Source organism: Maritimibacter harenae (genome assembly GCF_009882975.1).
In the GTDB taxonomy this organism is placed as follows: Bacteria; Pseudomonadota; Alphaproteobacteria; order Rhodobacterales; family Rhodobacteraceae; genus Maritimibacter; species Maritimibacter harenae.
Genome location: NZ_WTUX01000022.1, coordinates 70088 through 92057, shown reverse-complemented (window position 1 = coordinate 92057; position 21970 = coordinate 70088). Strand labels below are relative to the sequence as shown.

Annotated in this window: 20 protein-coding genes; 14 read left to right on the top strand and 6 right to left on the bottom strand. The window is 66.6% G+C overall.

Annotation, left to right across the window (positions count from 1 at the left end):
- Window positions 1-6 precede the first annotated feature (6 nt).
- Window positions 7-987, top strand: coding sequence for a complex I NDUFA9 subunit family protein (locus GQE99_RS19200; protein ID WP_161353575.1), 981 nt, complete (start codon window positions 7-9; stop codon window positions 985-987).
- 52 nt (window positions 988-1039) lie between these two features.
- On the opposite strand, the gene GQE99_RS19195 is transcribed toward GQE99_RS19200, so the two are convergent.
- On the bottom strand, window positions 1040-1843 hold the full coding sequence (locus GQE99_RS19195; RefSeq protein WP_161353574.1) for an undecaprenyl-diphosphate phosphatase: 804 nt from the start codon (window positions 1841-1843) through the stop codon (window positions 1040-1042).
- 214 nt (window positions 1844-2057) lie between these two features.
- Between GQE99_RS19195 and GQE99_RS19190 the strand changes: the two genes are divergently transcribed.
- The 4 genes from GQE99_RS19190 (at window position 2058) to GQE99_RS19175 (ending at window position 9376) form a co-directional block, all read left to right on the top strand.
- Window positions 2058-3494: an NAD(P)-dependent oxidoreductase gene (locus GQE99_RS19190; protein ID WP_161353573.1), complete on the top strand. Its 1437-nt coding sequence runs from the start codon at window positions 2058-2060 to the stop codon at window positions 3492-3494.
- A 117-nt stretch (window positions 3495-3611) separates the two neighbouring features.
- Window positions 3612-4361: a hypothetical protein gene (locus tag GQE99_RS19185; protein WP_161353572.1), complete on the top strand. Its 750-nt coding sequence runs from the start codon at window positions 3612-3614 to the stop codon at window positions 4359-4361.
- Window positions 4348-8886 carry a glutamate synthase large subunit gene (gltB, locus tag GQE99_RS19180; protein WP_161353571.1) on the top strand — a complete coding sequence of 1513 codons (4539 nt, stop codon included), beginning with the start codon at window positions 4348-4350 and terminating at the stop codon, window positions 8884-8886. Before GQE99_RS19185 ends, gltB begins: the two co-directional genes overlap by 14 nt.
- A gap of 142 nt (window positions 8887-9028) precedes the next feature.
- Window positions 9029-9376, top strand: a complete 348-nt coding sequence (locus GQE99_RS19175; protein ID WP_161353570.1) for a DUF4189 domain-containing protein — start codon at window positions 9029-9031, stop codon at window positions 9374-9376.
- A 220-nt stretch (window positions 9377-9596) separates the two neighbouring features.
- Here GQE99_RS19175 and GQE99_RS19170 read toward each other — a convergent pair whose 3' ends face one another.
- Window positions 9597-10103: a hydrolase gene (locus tag GQE99_RS19170; protein WP_161353569.1), complete on the bottom strand. Its 507-nt coding sequence runs from the start codon at window positions 10101-10103 to the stop codon at window positions 9597-9599.
- A gap of 130 nt (window positions 10104-10233) precedes the next feature.
- Between GQE99_RS19170 and GQE99_RS19165 the strand changes: the two genes are divergently transcribed.
- Genes GQE99_RS19165 through queG form a run of 4 tightly spaced genes read left to right on the top strand, consistent with a single transcriptional unit; the run spans window position 10234 to window position 13325 of the window.
- The gene (locus tag GQE99_RS19165) at window positions 10234-10785 is read left to right on the top strand and encodes a DUF1269 domain-containing protein (protein ID WP_161353568.1); all 552 of its coding nucleotides are present in this window, start codon (window positions 10234-10236) and stop codon (window positions 10783-10785) included.
- Between the two features lie 32 nt (window positions 10786-10817).
- Window positions 10818-11546, top strand: a complete 729-nt coding sequence (gene mtgA, locus GQE99_RS19160) for a monofunctional biosynthetic peptidoglycan transglycosylase (RefSeq protein WP_161353567.1) — start codon at window positions 10818-10820, stop codon at window positions 11544-11546.
- Window positions 11547-11599: 53 nt separating this feature from the next.
- Window positions 11600-12265 carry an FtsZ-binding protein FzlA gene (gene fzlA / locus GQE99_RS19155; protein WP_161353754.1) on the top strand — a complete coding sequence of 222 codons (666 nt, stop codon included), beginning with the start codon at window positions 11600-11602 and terminating at the stop codon, window positions 12263-12265.
- A 25-nt stretch (window positions 12266-12290) separates the two neighbouring features.
- Window positions 12291-13325: a tRNA epoxyqueuosine(34) reductase QueG gene (gene queG / locus GQE99_RS19150; RefSeq protein ID WP_161353566.1), complete on the top strand. Its 1035-nt coding sequence runs from the start codon at window positions 12291-12293 to the stop codon at window positions 13323-13325.
- On the opposite strand, the gene GQE99_RS19145 is transcribed toward queG, so the two are convergent.
- Window positions 13318-13743 (bottom strand): hypothetical protein, encoded by a 426-nt coding sequence (locus tag GQE99_RS19145; protein ID WP_161353565.1) that lies wholly within the window; start codon window positions 13741-13743, stop codon window positions 13318-13320. The genes queG and GQE99_RS19145 overlap by 8 nt on opposite strands.
- Before the next feature lie 54 nt (window positions 13744-13797).
- Window positions 13798-14664 (bottom strand): branched-chain amino acid aminotransferase, encoded by an 867-nt coding sequence (locus GQE99_RS19140; RefSeq protein WP_161353564.1) that lies wholly within the window; start codon window positions 14662-14664, stop codon window positions 13798-13800.
- 170 nt (window positions 14665-14834) lie between these two features.
- Here GQE99_RS19140 and GQE99_RS19135 point away from each other — a divergent pair, with 170 nt between their 5' ends.
- Both GQE99_RS19135 and GQE99_RS19130 read left to right on the top strand, forming a co-directional pair.
- Window positions 14835-15326: a MarR family winged helix-turn-helix transcriptional regulator gene (locus GQE99_RS19135; protein WP_161353563.1), complete on the top strand. Its 492-nt coding sequence runs from the start codon at window positions 14835-14837 to the stop codon at window positions 15324-15326.
- Window positions 15326-15961 carry a response regulator transcription factor gene (locus GQE99_RS19130; RefSeq protein ID WP_328794216.1) on the top strand — a complete coding sequence of 212 codons (636 nt, stop codon included), beginning with the start codon at window positions 15326-15328 and terminating at the stop codon, window positions 15959-15961. The genes GQE99_RS19135 and GQE99_RS19130 overlap by 1 nt, the downstream gene beginning before the upstream one ends.
- 55 nt (window positions 15962-16016) lie before the next feature.
- Here GQE99_RS19130 and clpB read toward each other — a convergent pair whose 3' ends face one another.
- The gene (gene clpB, locus GQE99_RS19125) at window positions 16017-18638 is read right to left on the bottom strand and encodes an ATP-dependent chaperone ClpB (protein WP_161353561.1); all 2622 of its coding nucleotides are present in this window, start codon (window positions 18636-18638) and stop codon (window positions 16017-16019) included.
- Window positions 18639-19065: 427 nt separating this feature from the next.
- Here clpB and GQE99_RS19120 point away from each other — a divergent pair, with 427 nt between their 5' ends.
- Together GQE99_RS19120 and pyrF are read left to right on the top strand one after the other, a co-directional pair.
- On the top strand, window positions 19066-19767 hold the full coding sequence (locus GQE99_RS19120) for a methyltransferase (RefSeq protein ID WP_161353560.1): 702 nt from the start codon (window positions 19066-19068) through the stop codon (window positions 19765-19767).
- Window positions 19768-19830: 63 nt separating this feature from the next.
- The gene (pyrF, locus tag GQE99_RS19115; RefSeq protein ID WP_235917304.1) at window positions 19831-20526 is read left to right on the top strand and encodes an orotidine-5'-phosphate decarboxylase; all 696 of its coding nucleotides are present in this window, start codon (window positions 19831-19833) and stop codon (window positions 20524-20526) included.
- Between the two features lie 8 nt (window positions 20527-20534).
- On the opposite strand, the gene GQE99_RS19110 is transcribed toward pyrF, so the two are convergent.
- Window positions 20535-20942, bottom strand: coding sequence for an NUDIX domain-containing protein (locus tag GQE99_RS19110; RefSeq protein WP_161353558.1), 408 nt, complete (start codon window positions 20940-20942; stop codon window positions 20535-20537).
- Between the two features lie 75 nt (window positions 20943-21017).
- On the opposite strand from GQE99_RS19110, the gene GQE99_RS19105 reads away from it, so the two are divergent.
- Window positions 21018-21932 carry a VOC family protein gene (locus GQE99_RS19105; RefSeq protein ID WP_161353557.1) on the top strand — a complete coding sequence of 305 codons (915 nt, stop codon included), beginning with the start codon at window positions 21018-21020 and terminating at the stop codon, window positions 21930-21932.
- Window positions 21933-21970: the final 38 nt, after the last annotated feature.

Here is a 21970-nt window from a genome sequence, read left to right as displayed (position 1 = left end):
ATCGCGATGTCGAAACTCGTCACCATTTACGGCGGTTCGGGCTTTGTCGGGCGCTACATCGCCCGCCGGATGGCCAAGGCCGGTTGGCGCGTGCGCGTGGCCGTGCGGCGCCCGAACGAGGCGCTGTTCGTGAAGCCCTATGGCACGGTCGGACAGGTCGCCCCCATCCTGTGCAACATCCGCGACGATGCCTCGGTGGCCGAGGCGATGACGGGCGCGGACGCGGTGGTGAACTGCGTGGGCACCTTCGACAAGGGCGGGAAGAACAATTTCGACGCGGTCCAGAATCTGGGCGCCGAACGCGTGGCGCGGCTCGCGGCCGAGAAGGGCGTCGCGCAGCTCGTGCACCTGTCGGCCATCGGCGCGGACACCAACGGGGCCAGCCTCTATGCCCAGTCCAAGGGCAAGGGCGAAGAGGCGATCCTCAAGCATTTCCCGGATGCCGTGATCCTGCGCCCTTCGGTGATGTTCGGGCCCGAGGACAACTTCTTCAACCGCTTCGCGGCGATGTCCCGCATGGGGCCGATCCTTCCCATCGTCGGCGGGCAGACCAAGTTCCAGCCGGTTTTCGTCGACGACGTCGCGGCCGTGGCCGAAAAGGCGGCGAAGGGCGAGGCGACGCCGGGCATCTACGAACTGGGCGGGCCGGAGGTGCAGACCTTCCGCGAACTCATGGTCGATATGCTGACGGTCATCCAGCGCCGCAAGATCATCCTGAACATGCCGTTCTGGCTGGCCGGGGTCATGGGGTCGATCTTCGACGCGGGCTCTGCCATGACGGGCGGTCTGGTGCCTGCGCCGCTGACCCGCGACCAGGTGACGCAGCTCAAGCAGGACAACGTCGTGGCCGACGGCGCGAAGACCTTCGCCGATCTCGGCATCACCCCGACGGCGATGGAAGTGGTCATTCCGCAATACCTGTGGCGCTACCGCACCACGGGCCAGTACGCGGACATCACGCAGTCGGCACGCAACCTGCGCACCTGAACGGCGTTCCATGATGCGAAGGGCCGGTCCCGCGGGGCCGGCCTTTTCATGTTCAGGTGTAGGCGATGACCAGCAGCACGATGCCCAGGATGACGCGGTAGATCACGTAGGGCGTGAAGCTCACCGAGCGCAGAAGCCGCATCATGAAGGCGAGCGCGAAAAGGGCCGCGACGAAGGCCATCGCCGCCGCGATCGCCCCGTCGCGCAGCACCGCCCAGTTCGCCTCGGTCGCCGCTTCGGCCCCGAGGAGCAGGCCCGAGGCGAGGATCGTCGGGATCGACATCAGCATGGCAAGCCGCGTGCCGTCCTCGCGCCGGTACCCCAGCGCACGCGCGCCGGAGATCGTCGCGCCGGAGCGCGAGGTGCCGGGGATCAGGGCCAGCGCCTGCCAGAACCCCATGATGACCGCGTCGCGCAGTGTCCAGTCGTGGTCGGTCTTGGTCTCGGCCCCTTTCTGGTCGACCCAGTAGAGCACGAGCCCGAAGAGCAGCATGGTCCAGCCGATCACCGCGACCGAGCGCAGCGCATCCTCGAGCCCGCTCAGCTTGAACGCGACGCCGAGCGCCAGCACCGGCACGGTCGCGATGCCAAGCAGGAAGGCGAGCCGCGCGCCCTCGGTGTCGGTGCGGCCGGTCAGCATTCGCGGCACCCCAAGAAGCGCCAGGCGCACGTCGCGCCAGAAGAACAGGACGACCGCGCCGAGCGTCCCGACGTGGACCGCCACGTCGATGAACAGGCCCTGGTCGGCAAGGCCGGTGAGATTCGGAAGGAGAATCAGGTGTCCGGACGAGGAAACCGGCAGGAACTCGGTAAGTCCTTGAATTGCTGCCACGATGAAGAGGTGGAAGAGTGTCATGCGGTTTTCCGCTGTCCGATAAGTTGCCCAAAGCTAACCTGCTGGAAATAAATGGAAAGCGGAAAATAAGGTAAGCGGTGCTGTCATATATTGCGGACTACGGCCCCGAAAATCCTCGAAAAATTTCCAGAACTTGCAATTTAGGTCAGCAGTTATGCCTTTTCTTTTTCAAAAAGGCTGGTAGATAGGCGGCTCGGAAGAACGGAGGACGTCCATGGCCAAGCAGCCGATGCTCAAATTCGTGACGGTGCAGCGCGACATGCCCGAGAAGCGTGGGCCAGAAGTGCGGCGCGAAGATTTTCACGAAATCTATGCCGAGTTCGCGGACGCCAAGGCGGCCGAGCAGGCGGCGCGGTGCAGCCAGTGCGGCGTGCCGTATTGCCAGAGCCACTGTCCGCTTCACAACAACATCCCCGACTGGCTGCGCATGACCGCGACCGGGCGTCTCAAGGAAGCCTACGAGCTCAGCCAGGAGACGAACACCTTCCCCGAGATCTGCGGCCGCATCTGCCCGCAGGACCGGCTGTGCGAAGGCAACTGCGTCATCGAACAATCGGGCCACGGCACCGTGACGATCGGCGCGGTCGAGAAATACATCACCGACACCGCCTTCGAAGAGGGTTGGGTCGAGGACATCGTGCCCGCCTCCGAACGCCCTGAAAGCGTCGGCATCATCGGGGCCGGCCCCGGCGGGCTGGCCGCGGCGGACCGCCTGCGCCGCGCGGGCGTGCAGGTCACCGTCTACGACCGGTACGACCGTTCCGGCGGGCTGATGACCTACGGCATCCCGGGCTTCAAGCTGGAGAAGGACATCGTGATGCGCCGCAACGCGCAGCTTGAGAAGGGCGGCGTCGAGTTCGTCCTGAACTGCAACGTGGGCGAAGACATCACCTTCCAGGAGATCCGCGAAAAGCACGACGCCGTGCTGCTCGCCACCGGGGTCTACAAGACCCGCGACTTGGGCGGGCCGGGGTCGGGCAGCGCCGGGATCGTGCGCGCGATCGACTACCTCACCGCGTCGAACCGCGCCTCTTTCGGGGACGATGTGCCGGAGCACGCCGACGGCTCGCTCTGGGCCGAGGGCAAGCGCGTCGTCGTCATCGGCGGCGGCGACACCGCGATGGACTGCGTGCGCACCGCGATCCGGCAGGGCGCGACCAGCGTCAAATGCCTCTACCGCCGCGACCGGGCCAACATGCCGGGCTCGCAGCGCGAGGTGGCGAACGCCGAGGAAGAGGGCGTCGAATTCGTCTGGATGGCCGCGCCCAAGGGCTTCAAGGGCGACCCGGTGTCCGGTGTCGTCGTGCAGCGCATGCGCCTGGGTCAGCCGGACGCGACCGGTCGGCGCAGTCCCGAGCCCATCGAGGGCGAGGAATACACGGAGGACGCCGACCTGGTGATCAAGGCGCTGGGTTTCGAGCCCGAGGACCTGCCGACGCTCTGGGGCGAAGAAGAGCTTCCCGTCACCCGCTGGGGCACGGTGAAGGCCGATTTCCGCACCGGCGCAACCGACATGGACGGTGTCTATGCGGTGGGCGACATCGTGCGCGGTGCCTCGCTTGTCGTCTGGGCGATCAAGGACGGCCGCGATGCGGCGGACGCGATCATCGAGCGCTTCAACGCGGCCGCTGCGGACATCGCGGCGGAGTGATCCTGCGGGATGGCGGCCGTTGCGAACGACACCGGCCGCCATCACCCCGCACCGACGAGGACCCAGGGTCAGGTCAGAACGCCTGACCCGAACGCAACGAGAGGAAGGAGGGTCAAGATGAGCATGCGCCTGATCGCGGCGACCGTTGGCGCGCTGACCCTTCCGGGGGCGGCCGCCGCCGCGGATTTCAACCCGCCCCAGGGCTGCGAGACGTTCCTGACCGTCCAGGCGCGGGAATGCTCGGTGTCCAACTTCTACCGCTGCGAAGGCTCCGCGCCGGTCAGGCTGTGGGAGGCGCTGTTCTCCGGCGACGGTATCCAGAGCATCGTGGCCTATGACGACAAGTACCAGTGGCTCGACGCACGCTATGCCTGGGACAATTCGCGCGAAGAGCTTCTGCCTCCGGCCGAGGATCCGATCGACATTGATGCGCTGATCGAAGAAGGCATCGACACGTTCCGCTTCACCATGCGCCGTTCGGCCCCCGATGACTCGCGCGAGATCACCGTGGTCGGTGCGGACATCCTGACCGACACGACGAGCACGATCGACGGCCGCGTGCTGGAACACGTGCGCACGGAAATGCAGATCCTGCGCGCCAACGGCACGGTGGAATACCACGCGCGCGGCATCCAGTACCTCGACCGGGACGAGCGGCTGTTCTTCCTCGGACCCGAGGAAGTCTACGACGAGGCGGGCAACGCCACACCTTTCGACGGCAGCCCCGTCGATTTCATCACACCGGGTGAGCCGGGCTTTGCCCAGACGCTCCCCCTTTACGAATGCGACCAGCAGAAGGCGGGGTTCAGCCCCGCGCCAGTTGCCCCCGCCATTGGGGGAAAGGAGACCGACCATGACCAAATTTGATGACCGTTGGGTGGCCGAGGAAGAAGCCAAGCGCGCCTATCTTGCCGAACACGGGATGTACCGCGACGAGTTCGAGCACGCCTCCTGCGGCGTCGGGCTCGTCGTGTCGATCGACGGCAAGAAAAGCCGCAAGGTCGTGGAATCGGGCATTGAGGCGCTGAAGGCGATCTGGCATCGTGGCGCGGTCGACGCGGACGGCAAGACCGGCGACGGCGCCGGCATCCACGTGCAGATCCCTGTCGACTTCTTCTACGACCAGGTCCGCCGCACCGGCCACGAGCCGCGCAAGGACGAGCTGATCGCGGTCGGCCAGGTGTTCCTGCCGCGCACCGACTTCGGTGCCCAGGAAACGTGCCGGACCATCGTGGAGACCGAAGTCCTGCGCATGGGGTACTACATCTACGGCTGGCGCCACGTGCCGGTCGATATTTCCTGCCTGGGTGAAAAGGCCAACGCGACCCGGCCCGAGATCGAGCAGATCCTGATCTCGAACGCCAAGGGAACCGACCAGGAAACCTTCGAGCGCGAACTCTACGTGATCCGCCGCCGGATCGAGAAGGCCGCGGCCGCCGCCGGCGTGGCGCAGCTCTACCTCGCGTCGCTGTCCTGCCGCTCGATCATCTACAAGGGCATGATGCTCGCCGAGCAGGTGGCCGAGTTCTACCCGGACCTCCAGGACGAGCGTTTCGAGAGCGCCTTCGCGATCTATCACCAGCGCTATTCGACCAACACTTTCCCGCAGTGGTGGCTGGCCCAGCCCTTCCGCATGCTCGCCCACAACGGCGAGATCAACACGCTGAAGGGCAACCTGAACTGGATGAAGAGCCACGAGATCCGCATGGCCTCGGGCGCGTTCGGGGACCTCGCGGAAGACATCAAGCCGATCGTGCCGCAGGGCTCGTCGGACTCCGCCGCGCTCGACTCCGTCTTCGAGGTGCTCGTGCGCGCGGGCCGCTCGGCCCCGATGGCGAAGACGATGCTGGTGCCGGAAAGCTGGTCCAAGCAGTCGGCCGAGCTGCCGCAGGCCTGGGTCGATATGTATTCCTATGCCAACTCCACGATGGAGCCGTGGGACGGCCCCGCCGCGCTTGCCATGACCGATGGTCGCTGGGTCTGCGCCGGGCTCGACCGCAACGGCCTGCGCCCGATGCGCTACGTCGTGACGGGGGACGGGCTGGTCATCGCGGGCTCCGAAGCCGGCATGGTGCCGGTGGACGAAGCGACCTGCGTCGAGAAGGGCGCGCTCGGCCCTGGCCAGCTGCTCGCCATCGACATGGAAGAGGGCAAGCTCTACCACGACGTCGAGATCAAGGACAAACTGGCCAACAGCCAGCCGTTCGGAGAATGGGTCGGCCGGGTCAACGACATCGACGAAGAGCTTCTGGGCGTCGAGGAGAAGGCGCTTCATTCCGGTAACGACCTGCGTCGCCGCCAGGTGGCCGCGGGCTACAGCCTGGAAGAGCTGGAATCGATCCTCGCGCCGATGGCGGAGGACGGCAAGGAAAGCATCGGTTCGATGGGCGACGACACCCCGAGCGCGGTGCTGTCCAACGAATACCGCCCCCTCAGCCACTTCTTCCGCCAGAACTTCAGCCAGGTGACGAACCCGCCGATCGACTCCTTGCGCGAATTCCGCGTGATGAGCCTCAAGACGCGGTTCGGCAACCTCAAGAACGTGCTCGACGAAGCCGGCAGCCAGACCGAGATCCTCGTGCTGGAAAGCCCCTTCGTCGGCAACGCGCAGTTCGACGAACTCGTGAAGCACTTCAACGCCAAGATGGTCGAGATCGACTGCACCTTCCCGGCCGACGGCGGGGAGCAGGCGCTGCGCGAGGGGCTGGCCCGCATCCGCGACGAGGCGGAAGAGGCCGTGCGCTCCGGCGCCGGGCACATCGTCCTGTCCGACATGGGTCAGAACGAGGACAAGGTGGGGATGCCGATGATCCTCGCCACCAGCGCGGTGCACAGCTGGCTGACCCGCAAGGGCCTGCGCACCTTCACCTCGCTCAACGTCCGCTCGGCCGAATGTATCGATCCGCACTACTTCGCGGTGCTCATCGCCGCCGGTGCGACCGTCGTGAACGCCTATCTCGCGGAGGACAGCCTTGCCGACCGGATCGAGCGCGGGCTCCTGGAAGGCACGCTGACCGACGCGGTGCGCAAGTACCGGGAAGCAGTGGACCAGGGTCTTCTCAAGATCATGTCCAAGATGGGCATCTCGGTCATCTCGTCCTATCGCGGGGGCCTGAACTTCGAGGCCGTCGGCCTGAGCCGTGCGATGGTCAATGAATACTTCCCGGGCATGACCAGCCGGATCTCCGGCATCGGCGTGGGCGGCATCCAGAAAAAAGCGCGCGCGATCCATGCCAAGGGCTGGCGCTCGGGTCAGGACGTGCTGCCGATCGGCGGTTTCTACAAGGCCCGCAAGGGCGGTGAGACGCACGCCTGGGGCGCGCAGACGATGCACCTGATGCAGGCGGCCTGCGATCGTGCCTCCTACGAGATGTGGAAGCAGTATTCCGCGCGGATGCAGGCCAACCCGCCGATCCACCTGCGCGACATGCTCGACATCAAGCCGCTGGGTGAACCGGTGCCGATCGAACAGGTCGAAAGCATCACCTCGATCCGCAAGCGTTTCGTGACGCCGGGGATGTCGCTGGGCGCGCTGTCGCCCGAGGCGCACAAGACCCTGAACGTCGCGATGAACCGGATCGGCGCCAAGTCCGACTCCGGCGAGGGCGGCGAGGACCCGGCGCACTTCGTGCCGGAGGCCAACGGCGACAACCCGTCGGCCAAGATCAAGCAGGTCGCGTCGGGCCGTTTCGGCGTGACCGCCGAATACCTGAACCAGTGCGAAGAGCTCGAGATCAAGGTGGCCCAGGGCGCCAAGCCCGGTGAGGGTGGTCAGCTGCCGGGGATGAAGGTCACCGACCTGATCGCCCGCCTGCGCCATTCGACCAAGGGCGTGACGTTGATCTCGCCGCCGCCGCACCACGACATCTACTCGATCGAGGACCTGGCGCAGCTGATCTACGACCTCAAGCAGATCAACCCGCGCTGCAAGGTGACGGTGAAGCTGGTGGCGTCCTCCGGCGTCGGCACCATCGCGGCCGGTGTCGCCAAGGCGAAAGCGGACGTGATCCTGATTTCGGGTCACAACGGCGGCACGGGCGCATCGCCCGCCACGTCGATCAAGTTCGCCGGCCTGCCGTGGGAAATGGGCCTGTCGGAAGCGCACCAGGTGCTTGCGATGAACAACCTGCGTTCGCGCGTCACGCTGCGTACGGACGGGGGGCTTCGCACGGGTCGTGACATCGTCATGGCCGCCATGATGGGGGCCGAGGAATTCGGCATCGGCACCGCCGCGCTGATCGCGATGGGCTGCATCATGGTGCGCCAGTGCCAGTCGAACACCTGCCCGGTGGGCGTCTGCACGCAGGACGAAAGCCTGCGGGCCAAGTTCACCGGCAACGCGGACAAGGTGGTGAACCTCATCACCTTCTACGCCACCGAGGTGCGCGAGATCCTCGCCCGCATCGGGGCCCGTTCGCTGGACGAGGTGATCGGCCGCGCCGACCTTCTGAGCCAGGTCAGCCGGGGTGCCGCGCATCTCGACGACCTCGACCTCAACCCGCTGCTGATCTCGGTCGACGGTGTCGATGCGTCGACCTACGACCGCACCCGGCCGCGCAACGAGGTGCTGGACACGCTCGACGCCGAGATCATCAAGGACGCCGCGCGCTTCCTGAACGACGGCGAGAAGATGCAGCTGCAATACGCGGTGCAGAACACGGCCCGGACCATCGGGACGCGGGTGTCGAGCCACATCGTCCGCAACTTCGGCATGAACAACAACCTTCAGCCGGACCACCTGACGATCAAGCTGGCGGGTTCCGCCGGTCAGTCTCTGGGCGCCTTCGCGGCCCCGGGTCTCAAGATCGAGGTGGCGGGCGACGCCAACGACTATGTCGGCAAGGGTCTGTCCGGCGGCATCGTCGTGGTGCGGCCCACCATGTCCAGCCCGCTGGTCGCCTCCGAGAACACGATCATCGGCAACACGGTGCTCTACGGGGCCACGGCCGGCTATCTCTTCGCCGCCGGCCGTGCCGGTGAACGCTTCGCGGTGCGCAACTCCGGCGCCCACGTGGTGATCGAAGGCTGCGGCTCGAACGGTTGCGAATACATGACCGGCGGTGTCGCGGTGATCCTGGGCACCATCGGCGCCAACTTCGGCGCCGGCATGACCGGGGGCATGGCCTATCTCTACGACCCGGACGCGGTGGCCGAGACCTACATGAACAAGGAAACCCTTGTGACGTGCCCGGTCACGGTCGACCACTGGGAGACCGAGCTGAAAGGCCTGATCGAACGCCACGTGCAGGAAACGGGCAGCCGGAAGGCCGCCGAGATCCTGCAACACTGGGACATCGAGAAGGACAACTTCCTCCAGGTCTGCCCGAAAGAGATGCTGCCGCACCTCTCGGCGCCGCTCAGCCTCGAAGAAGGGGCGATCCCGGCGGAGTGATCCGGAACGGATATCGAATGGAAGGGGCGGGCCGTGCGGTCCGCCCTTTTCGTGTCCGCCCCGCGGTGCGGTGGAGCAGTCACATTTTCCTCTGAGAGCAAGCGTTTCGGGTTATGCTCGACTCACACTTTGGGGGTTTGACATGACACATTTTCCAAAATTGATAGCTTTTCTCGCGTTCCTTCTGCCCGGCGCGGCCCTGGCCCAGCAGTGGGGCGCGGTGGGGATCGGTCCGGGTGGCGCTTATGGCTATGCCCATGACTGGAACACGGAACGGCAGGCCTATGGCTCTGCCGCGCGTGGCTGCGAATGGGATTGCACGGAGATCCGGACGTTCTTCAACACCTGCGCCGCGATGGCGGTCGCTTCGAACGGCGGTTGGGGCTGGGGCACCGGCGCGTCGCGCGGCGCGGCCGAGTCCCGGGCGATGGGCTATTGCCGCCAGTACGGAAACGGCTGCCGGGTGCGTGTCTGGGCCTGCTCCGGCTGACCACGGGCGGGGGCTCACCCCCGTTCACGTTCGCGGGAAGGCCGGCCGTGCCGGGTCGCCCGCACCGACTTCCGTGCTAACCTGGGCGCGGGGGAATTCCATGCTGCTCGCGATCTTCACAACGGCGCAGTTCTTCCTGCGCGTCATCCTCGGGCTGTCCATCGGCCTGACGCTCGGTGCCGTTCTGGCGAGCGCCCTGCCGATCTACGCCTGAACCGTCTCAGATCTCGACGAACCCGACCACGTAATTGTGCCCGTAGTGCTCGGCGCATTTCGGGCAGGTGGTGTAGTAGAACCAGATCTGCCCGTCGGGCCGGCCCCGCTCGTGCCCGAGCGCGCGCATCTCTTCGTACCAGCGCCGCGCGTCCGAGAAGGGGCCGTCGAACACCTTGGTCAGGAACGTGCCGGTCAGGCGCGTCATCTCTTCGTCCGGCACCTCGCGGGAGGCGGCGAAGAGATGTTCGGAGATCCAGGGGCTCGGGTCGCGCGACAGGATCAGGAAGTCCTCTGGGTCGAACGCACCGGCCGCTTCGAGATGCGCCTGCACGCGGGGATAGAGGCGCCCCATGTCGAGTGGCACATGAAACACCGCATGTGTCCGGGCGCGCACGAAGAGCTTGTTTTCGAAGTGAAGTTCCAACCCGTCCCACGCCGTGGCGTTGAAGCGCGGGCAGCAGCCGGTTTCATTGTCCGAGGTGTCGTAGGCGGGGATCGTGTCGAACGGCATTGTGTCCTCCTGTCGTGGTCCACCGCTCCTTACGCCCGATCGCGACGTCGCGCCTTGATGGCCGACAACGGAACCGGCTGCGCGCAAGCGGCGTTGATCTGGTGACCCTCGTTCATCGGAGGACAGAAACATGTCAGAGATCGTCGTCGCGAAATTCCCCAATGCCACGCAGGCCGCCGAAGCGCGCAGCGCGCTCACACGGCTGGGCCGCACCTACGAGATCGAACCCGAGGATATCGAGATCGTCAGCCGAAGCCGGGCCGATTCCATCGCCATCCAACCCGAGGTGAACCTCTACTGGGCCCACGTGATCGGGGGTGCGATCTGGGGCGGCGTGCTTGGCGTCGTGTTCCTCATGCCCGCCGTCGGGATCATCGCCGGCGCGGCGGTCGGTTTCGTGACCGGGCGGATCACCGACGTGGGTATCCGAAACACGTACCTGGAAAGCGTCGGCCGCCAGCTCGAGAAAGGCGAAGCGGCCGTTGCGCTGCTGGCCCGCCGTGCCAACCCGGGCGCGGTGGCCGAGGTCATCCGCCGCTTCGGTGGCACGGTCATGCGCTCGTCCCTGTCGGGGCGTCACCGCGACCAGATCCGCACCGTTACCGCCGAGACCGAAGAGGAGACGGCGGACGCGGACGGCGGCGAGAAGGCCGAACTGCGCGATCAGCCCAAGCTTGCTTGACCGATGACCGCGCCGCATGGTCATAAGTGGCCATGGCGCGGAAACCGGCTCGAAAGTCAAAGACACCACGCCGCGCCGGGCCCCTTCGCTCTGCGCGGCGTTTCCTGCTGCGCTGGCTGCGCCGCATCGTGCTGGCCTTCGTGGCCCTGGTCTGCGTCGGAGTGGCGCTCTTCGCTTTCGTGAACCCGCCGACCACGCTCTACATGGCCTCCGAATCCGGGCGCCTGGGCGGGGTGGCGCATGAATGGGTCGATCTCGAAGACGTGGCGCCGGTGATGGCGCGCTCGGTCGTGGCGGCCGAAGACGCGAATTTCTGCATCCACTGGGGCTTCGACATGACCGCGATCCGCAAGGTGATCGAGGATGGCGAGAACCGGGGGGCCTCCACGCTCACCCAGCAGGTGGTTAAGAACGTCTATCTCTGGCCGGCGCGCAGTTACGTGCGCAAGGCGCTGGAGGCCGCGATCACGCCGGTGGTCGAACTGGTCTGGACCAAGCGGAGGATCGTCGAGGTCTATCTCAACGTCGCTGAGTTCGACGAAGGCGTTTTCGGGGTGCAAGCGGCCGCATCGCATTACTTCGGCGTGACGCCCGATCAGCTCACCCCGACCCAGGCCGCGCGCCTTGCCGCGATCCTGCCGTCGCCCAAGGATCGCTCGGCCTCGCGGCCCGGGCAGTTCACGCAGGCGCGGGCGGCCTCGATCATGGACGGGGCGGCGACAATCCTCCGGGACGGACGCGCGGACTGCTTCGAGGATTGAACAGAGGCCCGTTTCACGGCATGACGGGCGAAACCCCACGATACATCTCGAGCATGATCCGACTTTATCATTCCCCCCTGTCCCCGTTCTGCCGGAAGGTGCGGCTGGTCCTTGGCGAAAAGCGTCAGGAGGTCGAGCTGATCGAAGAGCGGTACTGGGAAAAGAGCGTCGAGTTCCTGCGCCGCAACCCGGCGGGCAAGGTCCCGGTGTTGCGCATGGACGGCAAGACGCTGACCGAGAGCGGGCCGATCTGCGAATACATCGAGGAAAAGATCGCCGAGCCCGCGCTGATGCCGCCGACCGTCGACGGGCGATACGAAGTGCGCCGCCTGGTGATGTGGTTCGACGACAAGTTCCACCACGAGGTGACGGCGAACCTGGTCTACGAGCGGGTGAACAAGAAGCTCACCGGTGAGGGGTATCCCGATTCCTCGAAGATCAAGGCCGGCGCGAAGGCGATCAAGTATCACCTCGACTACATGGGTTGGCTTCTGGATCAGCGCCGCTGGCTGGCCGGCGACACGCTGACGCTGGCGGATTTCGCCGCGGCCGCGCATCTGTCGTCGCTGGACTACATCTCGGACGTGGACTGGAACCGGAACGAGAACGTGCGCGAGTGGTATGCCAAGATCAAGTCGCGGCCCGCGTTCCGCTCGATCCTGGCCGACCAGGTGCCGGGCTTCCCGCCGCCGCCGCATTACGCGGATCTGGACTTCTGAACCCACGCGGGGCCGGAGGCGTCGCATGAGCATCTATGACAAGGTGAAGGCGCAGGCGCTGGCCGAAGGCTTCGCGGGCTTCGGCGTGACCCGGCCCGACGCCGTGCCGGAGCTTGCCGACCGGCTCGCCACCTTCGTGGAGGCGGGGCGGCACGGCGACATGGGCTGGATGGCCGAGCGCATGGGATGGCGCGGCGACCCCGCGGCGCTCTGGCCCGAGGCGAAGTCGGTCATCATGCTGGCCGAGCTCTACACCCCGACCCACGACCCGATGGCGGTGATCGAACAGCCCGACCGCGGCGCGATCAGCGTCTATGCCCAGAACCGCGACTACCACGACATCGTCAAGAAACGCCTCAAGCGGGTGGGGCGGTGGCTCATCGAGGAATTCGGGGGCGAAATCAAGGTGTTCGTGGACACGGCCCCGGTGATGGAAAAACCGCTTGCGCAGGCTGCGGGGCTGGGCTGGCAGGGCAAGCACACCAACCTTCTGAGCCGGGAGCTGGGCAGCTGGTTCTTCCTCGGCGCGATCTTCACCACGCTGGAGCTGCCGGCGGATGCGCCGGGCCGGGAGAATTGCGGCAGCTGCACCGCCTGCCTCGACGTGTGCCCCACGGACGCCTTCCCGGCGCCTTTCCAGCTCGACGCGCGGCGGTGCATTTCCTATCTCACGATCGAGCACAAGGGGCCTGTGGACGAAGAGCTCCGCCCCCTTCTGGGCAACCGGATCTACGGGTGCGACGATTGTCTCGCGGTCTGCCCGTGGAACAAGTTCGCCGCCGAGGCGCAGGAGGCGCGCTACATGGCGCGCGACGATTTCGCGGCGCCGAAGCTCGCCGACCTCGCCCAGTTGGATGACGCGGCCTTCCGCGCGAAGTTCTCCGGCAGCCCGATCAAGCGCGTCGGGCGCAACCGGTTCCTGCGCAACGTGGCCTACGCGATGGGCAATTCGGGCGATCCGTCCTTCGTGCCCCGTCTGCAGGAGCTTGCGCGCGACCCCGACCCGGTGCTCGCGGATGCCGCGCAATGGGCAATCGGGCGGCTGGCGGGCGCTACTTGATCGGGACGTACATGTGATACGCCTCCACCGCCGCCGAGATCCCCTCCGCCGCGCGGGTGGCGGGGTAGGGGCCGATCGTGCTTTCGCCCACCTTGTAGGAAATGCGCGTCACCTCGTCGCCCGGCCGGAACTTCACGTCGACCTCCACACCCTTCGCGCGAAAGGCGTTGCCGAGCGCGCGGGTTAGCTTCGCCTGCGTGTAGCCGCCGGTGCGCGGCGGCACCCAGTCGACATGCGCGACGATCCGCACCGCGCGTGTCTGTCCGTTCAGGAAGGCGCGCAGGCTCTGCTCAGTCACGGCGAAGGGCCGCAGGCTCGGATTATGCGTGATGTGGTACACGATCAGCGACACCATCGACGGCGCCACGAGAAGCGCGATGATCCCGCTGATGTAGGAGAATGTGCGACGTGAGCGCATGGCGTCCCCAAAAGTCTGATCGCCGGACTCTAGGGGACGTCTCTTTAGAAAGGGTTACGCGCGGACCAGCGCCTCGTAGGCCTCGGCGATGTCGCGGGTGAGCTGGCCCACCTCGAAGGTGTAGTCGCCGATCTGGCCGACGGGCGTGACCTCTGCCGCCGACCCGGTGAGCCAGCACTGTTCGAAGCCTTCCATCTCTTCCGGCATGATATGGCGTTCGTGCACGGTGATGCCGCGCTCCTTTAGCATCCGGATCACGGTCTGACGGGTCAGGCCGTTCAGGATCGCGTCGGGGATCGGCGTATGAACCTCGCCGTCCTTCACGAAGAAGACGTTTGCCCCGGTCGCCTCTGCCACGTAGCCGCGGTAGTCGTAGAACAGCGCGTCCGAGCAACCCTTCTCCTCGGCGGCGTGCTTGGACATGGTGCAGATCATGTAAAGACCGGCGGCCTTGGCCGAGGTCGGGATCGTCTCCGGCGAGGGGCGCTTCCACTTGGAGATGTCGAGCTTGGCGCCCTTCATCTTGGCGTCGCCGTAGTAGCTGCCCCATTCCCAGGCGGCGATGAACAGGCGGACCGGGTTGCGCGAAGAGCTGACACCCATGTCCTCGCCCGCGCCGCGGAACGCGACCGCGCGCACGTAGGCGTTCTCGAGCCCGTTGGCCTTCAGCACCTCGTCCTTGGCCGCGGTGATCTGTTCGGCCGTCCACGGGATCGGCATGTCGATCATCTCGCCCGACCGCAGGAGGCGCTTGGAGTGCTCTTCGGTGAGGAAGATCTTGCCGTTGTAGGCGCGCTCGCCCTCGAAGACCGACGAGGCATAGTGCATGGCGTGGGTCAGGATGTGGACGTTGGCGTCGCGCCATTCCACAAGCGTGCCGTCGACCCAGATCTTGCCGTCGCGGTCATCGTATCCAGCCATGTCATCCTCCGTCGATGTCGAGCTTCTTTTCCATATGTTGCGCGATTTATGTCCGTACCGGACGTAAAGTTGCGTCAAAGACGCGATTCGCTACCACTCAAGTCTTGGAAAGTCAATAAGACTGACGTAAATTGCCCAAAGACGCGGCGATTTGTGAACGGAGGCCGAGAATGGACGAGAGGCGCGGGCCGCACCTGCTTTTCCTCACGGATGAGCAGCTGAAGAAGGGGATCGAGGCGATGTATTTCGCCTATCGCGGGTTCACCGCGGACCCCGACCGGATTCTCGAGAAGTACGGCTACGGCCGGGCGCATCACCGCGCGATCCATTTCATCCACCGCAGTCCGGGCACCACCGTCAACAACCTGCTGGCCATACTGGGTGTCACCAAGCAATCGCTCAACCGGGTGCTGCGCACGCTGGTCGAGGACGGGCTGGTGGACAGCCGGGTCGGGACGCGCGACAAACGGGAACGTCACCTGACCCTGACCGAGGCGGGCCGGGCCTTCGAGGCGGAGCTGTCGGACGCGCAACGCGCCCGGATGCGTGCCGCCTACCGCGAGGTGGGGCCGGAGGCGGTCGACGGGTTCCGCAAGGTGCTGGAGGCGATGATGGACCCCGACATGCGGCGCCACTTCAACGCGCTGAAGGACCCCGATTGATGCCATTCGATGCGCACCTGATGCTGGTCGACCCGAACGAGACACGGCGCGGGTTGCTCAAGACCTTCCTCGGACGCAACGGGTTCCTGGTGTCGGCCGCGCGTGACGTCGACCATGCCGCGCGGCTCCTGGCCGGGCTCGACTTCGACCTCGTGATCCTCGACCAGGTCGAGGGGGCCGAAAACCTTGGGGAGCAGACCGCCGCGCCGGTGCTCTGGCTCGTACCGGAAGGGGAGACGCACGCGGGCGAAACGCTTCGGAAACCGTTCGAGCCGCAGGCGCTGATCGACCGGATCAACACGATGCTGGACCGCCGTCCGGAGCCGGCCGAGACGGGGCCGAAGGAGTTGCAGCTGGGTCCGTTGACCTACGACGTGGAGGCGGCGGTCCTCAAGCAGGGCGACAAGAGGATCGGGCTTACCGCGACCGAGGTGAAGCTCATGCGCGCGCTGGCAGCCCGCGCCGGGGCGCCGATCACCCGGGCGGAACTGGCCGACGAGGTGGAAGCGGACCCCACGAGCCGCGCCGTGGACGTGCAGATCACCCGGCTTCGCCGCAAGCTCGAGCCGAACCCGAAGGCGCCCAAGGTGCTCCAGACCGTGCGCGGCACCGGCTACATGCTGGTCGCGGAGTAGGGCGCACGAAAAAGGGCGGAGGTTTCCCCGCCCCTTTCATCTCTTGTCATGATCCTCAGTGGACCACGGCGTCATCCGGTTTCGGGTTGGACGAGTTTCCCACCCGGTCCCCGATGATCAACCCGTCGGCCCCGGCCGTGACCGGCAACGTCTCGCCATCCAGCACGTCGCCGGACAGGATCATCTCGGCCAGCGGGTCCTGCAGCGCCTTCTGGATCACCCGCTTGAGCGGGCGCGCGCCGTAGACCGGGTCGTAGCCCTGGTCGGCGAGCCATTCCTTGGCATCCTCGTCCAGCGTGAGCGCGATGTTGCGCTTCGCCAGACGCTTGGCCAGAAGGCCCAGCTGGATGTCGACGATGCCCGACATGTCTTCCCGGCCCAGCCGGTCGAAGATCACGGTTTCGTCGAGACGGTTCAGGAACTCGGGCCGGAAATGCGCCCGCACCGCGTCCATCACGTCCTGCTTGGCCTTCGCCGCGTCGGCCCCGTCGGCCAGCTGGCTCAGCGCCTGCGACCCGAGGTTCGAGGTCAGCACGATCAGCGTCTGCTTGAAGTCGACCCTGTGGCCCTGGCCGTCCGTCAGCACGCCGTCGTCCAGAACCTGGAGCAGCACGTTGAACACGTCCGGGTGGGCCTTCTCGACCTCGTCGAACAGCACGACCTGGTAGGGCCGGCGCCGAACCGCTTCGGTCAGTACGCCGCCTTCGTCATAGCCGACATAACCCGGGGGCGCGCCGATCAGACGGGCGACTGCGTGTTTCTCCATGAACTCGGACATGTCGATGCGGACCATCGCGCTGTCGTCGTCGAACAGGAACTCGGCAACGGCCTTGGTCAGCTCGGTCTTGCCCACGCCGGTCGGCCCGAGGAACAGGAAGCTGCCCAGCGGGCGCGCCTCGTCGTTCAGCCCGGCCCGGGCCCGGCGCACCGCGTTGGCCACGGCGCGGACCGCCTGGTCCTGGCCGATGACGCGCTTGTGCAGGCCCTCTTCCATGCGCAGGAGCTTCTCGCGTTCGCCTTCGAGCATCTTCGAGGTCGGGATACCCGTCCACCGCTCGACGACCTGCGCGATCTGTTCCGGACGCACGGCTTCCTCGACCATCACGTCGCCCTCTTCCTCGGCCTTCTCGGCCTCGGCGAGGTTGCGCTCCAGCTCCGGAATGACGCCATAGGACAGCTCGCCGGCCCGCGCCAGGTTGCCCTCGCGCTTCGCGCTGTCTAGCTCGGCCCGCGCGCGGTCCAGCTTCTCCTTCAGGTCGCGCGCGCCTTCAAGCTTGGCGCGTTCGGCCTGCCACTTGGCGGTCATCGACGCGGATTGCTCCTGCAGCGCCGAGAGTTCGGATTCGAGCTTTTCGAGCCGGTCCTTCGACGCCTTGTCGTCTTCCTTCTTGAGCGCCTCGGCCTCGATCTGGAGCTGGAGGATGTTGCGGTCGAGCTGGTCGAGCTCTTCCGGTTTGGAATCCACCTCCATGCGCAGGCGGCTGGCCGCCTCGTCGACAAGGTCGATCGCCTTGTCCGGCAGGAACCGGTCCGTGATGTAGCGGTTCGACAACGTCGCCGCGGACACGAGGGCGGAGTCCGAGATCCGCACGCCGTGGTGCAGTTCGTACTTCTCCTTGATGCCGCGCAGGATCGAGATCGTGTCCTCGACCGTCGGCTCGTCCACCATCACCGGCTGGAACCGGCGGGCAAGGGCCGCGTCCTTCTCGACGTACTTGCGGTACTCGTCGAGCGTCGTGGCACCCACGCAGTGAAGCTCCCCGCGCGCCAGCGCAGGTTTGATGAGGTTCGCCGCGTCCATCGCGCCGTCGGTCTTGCCGGCGCCCACGAGGGTGTGCATCTCGTCGATGAACAGGATGATTTCGCCGGCCGCGTCGGTGATCTCGGTGAGGACTGCCTTCAGACGCTCCTCGAACTCACCCCGGTATTTCGCACCGGCGATGAGCGCGCCCATGTCGAGCGCAAGCAGCTTCTTGTTCTTTAGGCTTTCGGGCACGTCGCCGTTCACGATCCGAAGGGCCAGGCCTTCCGCGATCGCGGTCTTGCCGACGCCCGGGTCACCGATCAGGACCGGGTTGTTCTTGGTCCGGCGGGACAGCACCTGCATCGCGCGGCGGATTTCCTCGTCACGCCCGATGATCGGGTCGATCTTGCCCGCTTCGGCGGCCTCGGTCAGGTCGCGCGCGTATTTCTTGAGCGCCTCGTAGCTGTCCTCGGCAGAGGCCGAGTCCGCCGTGCGCCCCTTGCGCACGTCGTTGATGGCAGCGTTGAGGTTCTGCGCCGAAACGGCGCCCGCTTCGAGCGCATCCTTGGCTTTCGATTTCACCAGTGCGAGCGCGGTCAGAAGCCGCTCGACCGGCACGAAGCTGTCGCCGGCCTTCTTGGCGACCTTCTCGGCCTCGTCCAGCACGCGGCCGGTCGTGGTGTCGAGGTAGATCTGCCCAGCGTCACCGGTCACTTGCGGGATCTTGGCGATGGCGGCGTCGACGGCTTCGGCCACGCGCTTGGGTTCCCCTCCCGCCTGGCGGATGAGGTTGGCGGCCATGCCTTCTTCGTCGTCCATGAGGGCCTTGAGCAAATGCTCGGGCGCGAGTTTCTGGTGGTTCTCGCGCATCGCGATCGTCTGGGCGGCCTGAATGAACCCACGCGACCGTTCCGTGAACTTCTCCAAGTTCATGGCTGTCTCCTTCTGTTAAGCGCCCTTTTCTCGGGTGCCCGCTCGGCGGCGCACCCTCTCCGGGCCTCGGGTCATAGATGGGGCGGGGGTGGGAAGCTCGCAAGTCCGTGATCACAAAAAGTCGCACCCGGCGCGCCTTGGAGCGGCAACGGAATGTTCACGTTCCCGCGCGATGATGCACACGGATTGTGACGAAAGGAGGCGTCATGAAACTCGCGGACATCGAAAGGCGGGATCCATGCCGGGAGGGGCTGTTGAAGGACGGTTTCGGAGTCCGGGTCGTCCGGGGGCGAATGCGGGAGGAGCCGGGCGACGGGCGCCGGGCCCACCGGGGCTGGGTCGATATCCGGACCGTGGCAGAACGATTGGTGCAGGCTGCGTCGGGCTAGCGGTATATCCGTGCTAGGATGGGTCGAAAGGGGGTGGCATGGCCACGCTGGACGACATCCGGGCGCAGACCACGTGGCGGCAGGTCCTCGAGGGCCAGCCGCAGCATCTTCTGCTGCTTGCGATGCTGGCGGTCGCCGCGTTCTCCCTGATCGAGTCGCCCGCCGATGCGCCGCGACTTCTGGGCCTGACCGGGGCCGGCTGGGCGCGCCTGTCGATCTGGCTGGCCATCCTGCACCAGGTGGTGGTCGTTGCTGGCTTCCGGCTCCAGCTGCATCACGCGATCCTGACGCGTCTTTTCGGCCCGCGCGACCTGGCCGTCTGGACCGCGATCTTCATGCCGCTCCTCGCCGCCCGTCCCCTCACCCTGATCCTGGCTGGATGGGCCGACACCGTTCCGATCACCGGCGTGCGCGGTGCCGAGGTGACGGCGGGTCTGGTCCTCCTCGTCCCGGCCGCGTGGGGCCTCCATTCGACGCTCGTCCATTTCACGCTGCGCCGCGCGGTCGGCGGCGATCACTTCCGCGAAGAGATCCGACGCCTGCCGCCGGTGAAGGGCGGGGTCTTCGACCTGACCGACAACGGCATGTACGGGATCGTCTTCCTGGGCCTGTGGGGTATCGCCCTTCTGTTCGGGTCGTGGAACGCGCTGGTCGTCGCGGCCTTCCAGCATGCCTATATCTGGGTGCACATGCCCGACCGAGGCGCCGGACCTGCGGCGTCTCCACGGCTCCTAGCTTGACCTTCCGGGGCGGCTTTCGCACAAGGGCCGAAACCGGATGAGGTGACCTGGATGGCCCGAGAGATGACCAAGACCGACGACCGCCTGATCGTGGCGCTGGACGTGCCCAACGCGCTGGAGGGCCTGGCCCTCGCCCAGCGGATCGGGGACCCGGTGGGGTTCTACAAGATCGGGCTGGGGATGCTGACCGGCGGCGGGCTGGCGCTGGCGCGCGAGCTCATCGACGAGATGGACAAGCGCATCTTCCTCGACATGAAGTTCTTCGACATCGCCAACACCGTCGAGGCGGCGGTGAAGGGGCTGGCCAACTACGGGATCGACTTCCTGACGGTCCACGGCGACCCGCAGGTGGTGCGCGCGGCGCAGACCGGCAAGGGCGGGTCGGACATGAAGATTCTCGCGGTCACGGTGCTCACCTCGCTCGACCGGGGCGACCTGGACCAGATGATGATCGCCCCGGGCGACCTGCAGGACATCGTCGTGGAGCGCGCCCGGCGCGCGATGGAGGCGGGCGCCGACGGTGTCATCGCCTCGCCCCACGAAGCGGCCATGATCCGCGCGCTGCCGGAGGCCAAGGGCAAGCTGATAGTCACGCCCGGCGTGCGCCCGGCCGGCGCCGCGACGGGCGACCAGAAACGCATCGCGACACCCGCCAAGGCGATCGGCGACGGGGCCGACCACATCGTGGTGGGCCGCCCGATCAAGTCCGCCCCCGATCCCAAGGCCGCCGCCGAGGCGATTCTGGCCGAACTGCCCTGAGCACCCGCTCAGAGGTCGTGCAGTTCTTCCATCGCGAACGCCACGCGCATGCGGAAATGCGGGATCACGTCCTCGCGCAGCACCCATTCGGCCGGGTCGACCAGGGCGAGCGCCTGCCCCTCGTCCCCCAGTGACAGGTCCGCGGCGGCGCTCTCGGGCAGCCGGGCCGCGAAGAACCACGCCGCGACGGGGCGAGGGTAGAAGCGCCGCCAGATCAGGTCGTTCGGCGTGAGCGTCAGCCCCACCTCCTCGGCCGTTTCGCGCAGCACGCAGGCCTCCGGGCTCTCATCGCCATCGCGTCCGCCCCCCGGCAGGTCCCAGTAGCCGGGCCAGGGGATCGACGGGTCGCAATCGCGCCGGAGGGTGACCAGCCTGCGGCCCACGAGGCAGATCAGCTTGGTGCCGGAGAAGTCCATGGCGGCACGATACCCGATATGGTGTTATCATCCACAACGAGCGCCCCGGCGTAGTCCAAGAAAACGGAGGACACCATGATCCCGCACATCCGCGGCCTGCACCACGTCACGGCCTTTGCCGGCCCCGCGCCCGAGAACAACGCCTTCTTCACCCACACGCTCGGCCTGCGCCGGGTGAAGACCACGGTGAATTTCGACAACCCGCATGTCTACCACCTGTATTTCGGCGACGAGATCGGGACGCCCGGCACCGTGATGACCCATTTCCCGGCCCGCAAATGGCGCCAGGGCCATCGCGGGCATGGCGAAGTGGCGGTGACCTCCTTCGCCGTGCCGCACGGATCGCTGTACGCCTGGGAGAAGCGGCTCGAGGGTGGCCAGCGGGTCGAGGTGTTCGGCGAGACGCAGCTGAGGTTCCCCGGCCCGGACGGCGAGACGCTGTCGCTGGTCGAGACCGACGACGAACGCACCCCGTGGGACGCGCTGCCCGCGGACATGGCAATCCGGGGTTTCCACTCCGTCACGCTGATGGTCGCGGACCCGCGCCCCACGCTCGACCTGCTCACCGCGATGGGATACGCGGAGGCGGACGCGGAGGGGACCACCACCCGGATGACGATGAAAGCGCCGGTCGGCGTGGTCGACGTGATCGCCGCGCCGGAGATGCCGAAATCGGTCGAGGGGGCCGGGTCGGTCCACCACATCGCCTTCGCGACAGCCAACGACGAAACGCTCATGGAAGTCCGCGACGCGGTGATCGACGCGGGTCTGAAGCCGACGGAGATGCGGGACCGGAACTATTTCCACTCGATCTATTTCCGGGAGCCGGGCGGGATCCTCTACGAGGTGGCGACGCTGGACATCGGCTTCGACGCGGACGAGCCGGTGGCCGAGCTGGGGGCAAACCTGAAGCTGCCGCCGCAGCACGAGCATCTGCGCAGCGAACTGGTGGACGAGTTGGAGCCGATCGAGGGTCTGACGCTCGCGTGACGGCGGGCCGGAGGCGGCTTAAGTCTTTGGTGTTGCGG

Bases quoted from the DNA above. Each gene is read 5' to 3' on its own strand.
- GQE99_RS19200 (WP_161353575.1), top strand. From the start codon at position 7: ATGTCGAAACTCGTCACCATTTACGGCGGTTCGGGCTTTGTCGGGCGC.
- GQE99_RS19195 (WP_161353574.1), bottom strand. From the start codon at position 1,843: ATGACACTCTTCCACCTCTTCATCGTGGCAGCAATTCAAGGACTTACC.
- GQE99_RS19190 (WP_161353573.1), top strand. From the start codon at position 2,058: ATGGCCAAGCAGCCGATGCTCAAATTCGTGACGGTGCAGCGCGACATG.
- GQE99_RS19185 (WP_161353572.1), top strand. From the start codon at position 3,612: ATGAGCATGCGCCTGATCGCGGCGACCGTTGGCGCGCTGACCCTTCCG.
- gltB (WP_161353571.1), top strand. From the start codon at position 4,348: ATGACCAAATTTGATGACCGTTGGGTGGCCGAGGAAGAAGCCAAGCGC.
- GQE99_RS19175 (WP_161353570.1), top strand. From the start codon at position 9,029: ATGACACATTTTCCAAAATTGATAGCTTTTCTCGCGTTCCTTCTGCCC.
- GQE99_RS19170 (WP_161353569.1), bottom strand. From the start codon at position 10,103: ATGCCGTTCGACACGATCCCCGCCTACGACACCTCGGACAATGAAACC.
- GQE99_RS19165 (WP_161353568.1), top strand. From the start codon at position 10,234: ATGTCAGAGATCGTCGTCGCGAAATTCCCCAATGCCACGCAGGCCGCC.
- mtgA (WP_161353567.1), top strand. From the start codon at position 10,818: ATGGCGCGGAAACCGGCTCGAAAGTCAAAGACACCACGCCGCGCCGGG.
- fzlA (WP_161353754.1), top strand. From the start codon at position 11,600: ATGATCCGACTTTATCATTCCCCCCTGTCCCCGTTCTGCCGGAAGGTG.
- queG (WP_161353566.1), top strand. From the start codon at position 12,291: ATGAGCATCTATGACAAGGTGAAGGCGCAGGCGCTGGCCGAAGGCTTC.
- GQE99_RS19145 (WP_161353565.1), bottom strand. From the start codon at position 13,743: ATGCGCTCACGTCGCACATTCTCCTACATCAGCGGGATCATCGCGCTT.
- GQE99_RS19140 (WP_161353564.1), bottom strand. From the start codon at position 14,664: ATGGCTGGATACGATGACCGCGACGGCAAGATCTGGGTCGACGGCACG.
- GQE99_RS19135 (WP_161353563.1), top strand. From the start codon at position 14,835: ATGGACGAGAGGCGCGGGCCGCACCTGCTTTTCCTCACGGATGAGCAG.
- GQE99_RS19130 (WP_328794216.1), top strand. From the start codon at position 15,326: ATGCCATTCGATGCGCACCTGATGCTGGTCGACCCGAACGAGACACGG.
- clpB (WP_161353561.1), bottom strand. From the start codon at position 18,638: ATGAACTTGGAGAAGTTCACGGAACGGTCGCGTGGGTTCATTCAGGCC.
- GQE99_RS19120 (WP_161353560.1), top strand. From the start codon at position 19,066: ATGGCCACGCTGGACGACATCCGGGCGCAGACCACGTGGCGGCAGGTC.
- pyrF (WP_235917304.1), top strand. From the start codon at position 19,831: ATGACCAAGACCGACGACCGCCTGATCGTGGCGCTGGACGTGCCCAAC.
- GQE99_RS19110 (WP_161353558.1), bottom strand. From the start codon at position 20,942: ATGGACTTCTCCGGCACCAAGCTGATCTGCCTCGTGGGCCGCAGGCTG.
- GQE99_RS19105 (WP_161353557.1), top strand. From the start codon at position 21,018: ATGATCCCGCACATCCGCGGCCTGCACCACGTCACGGCCTTTGCCGGC.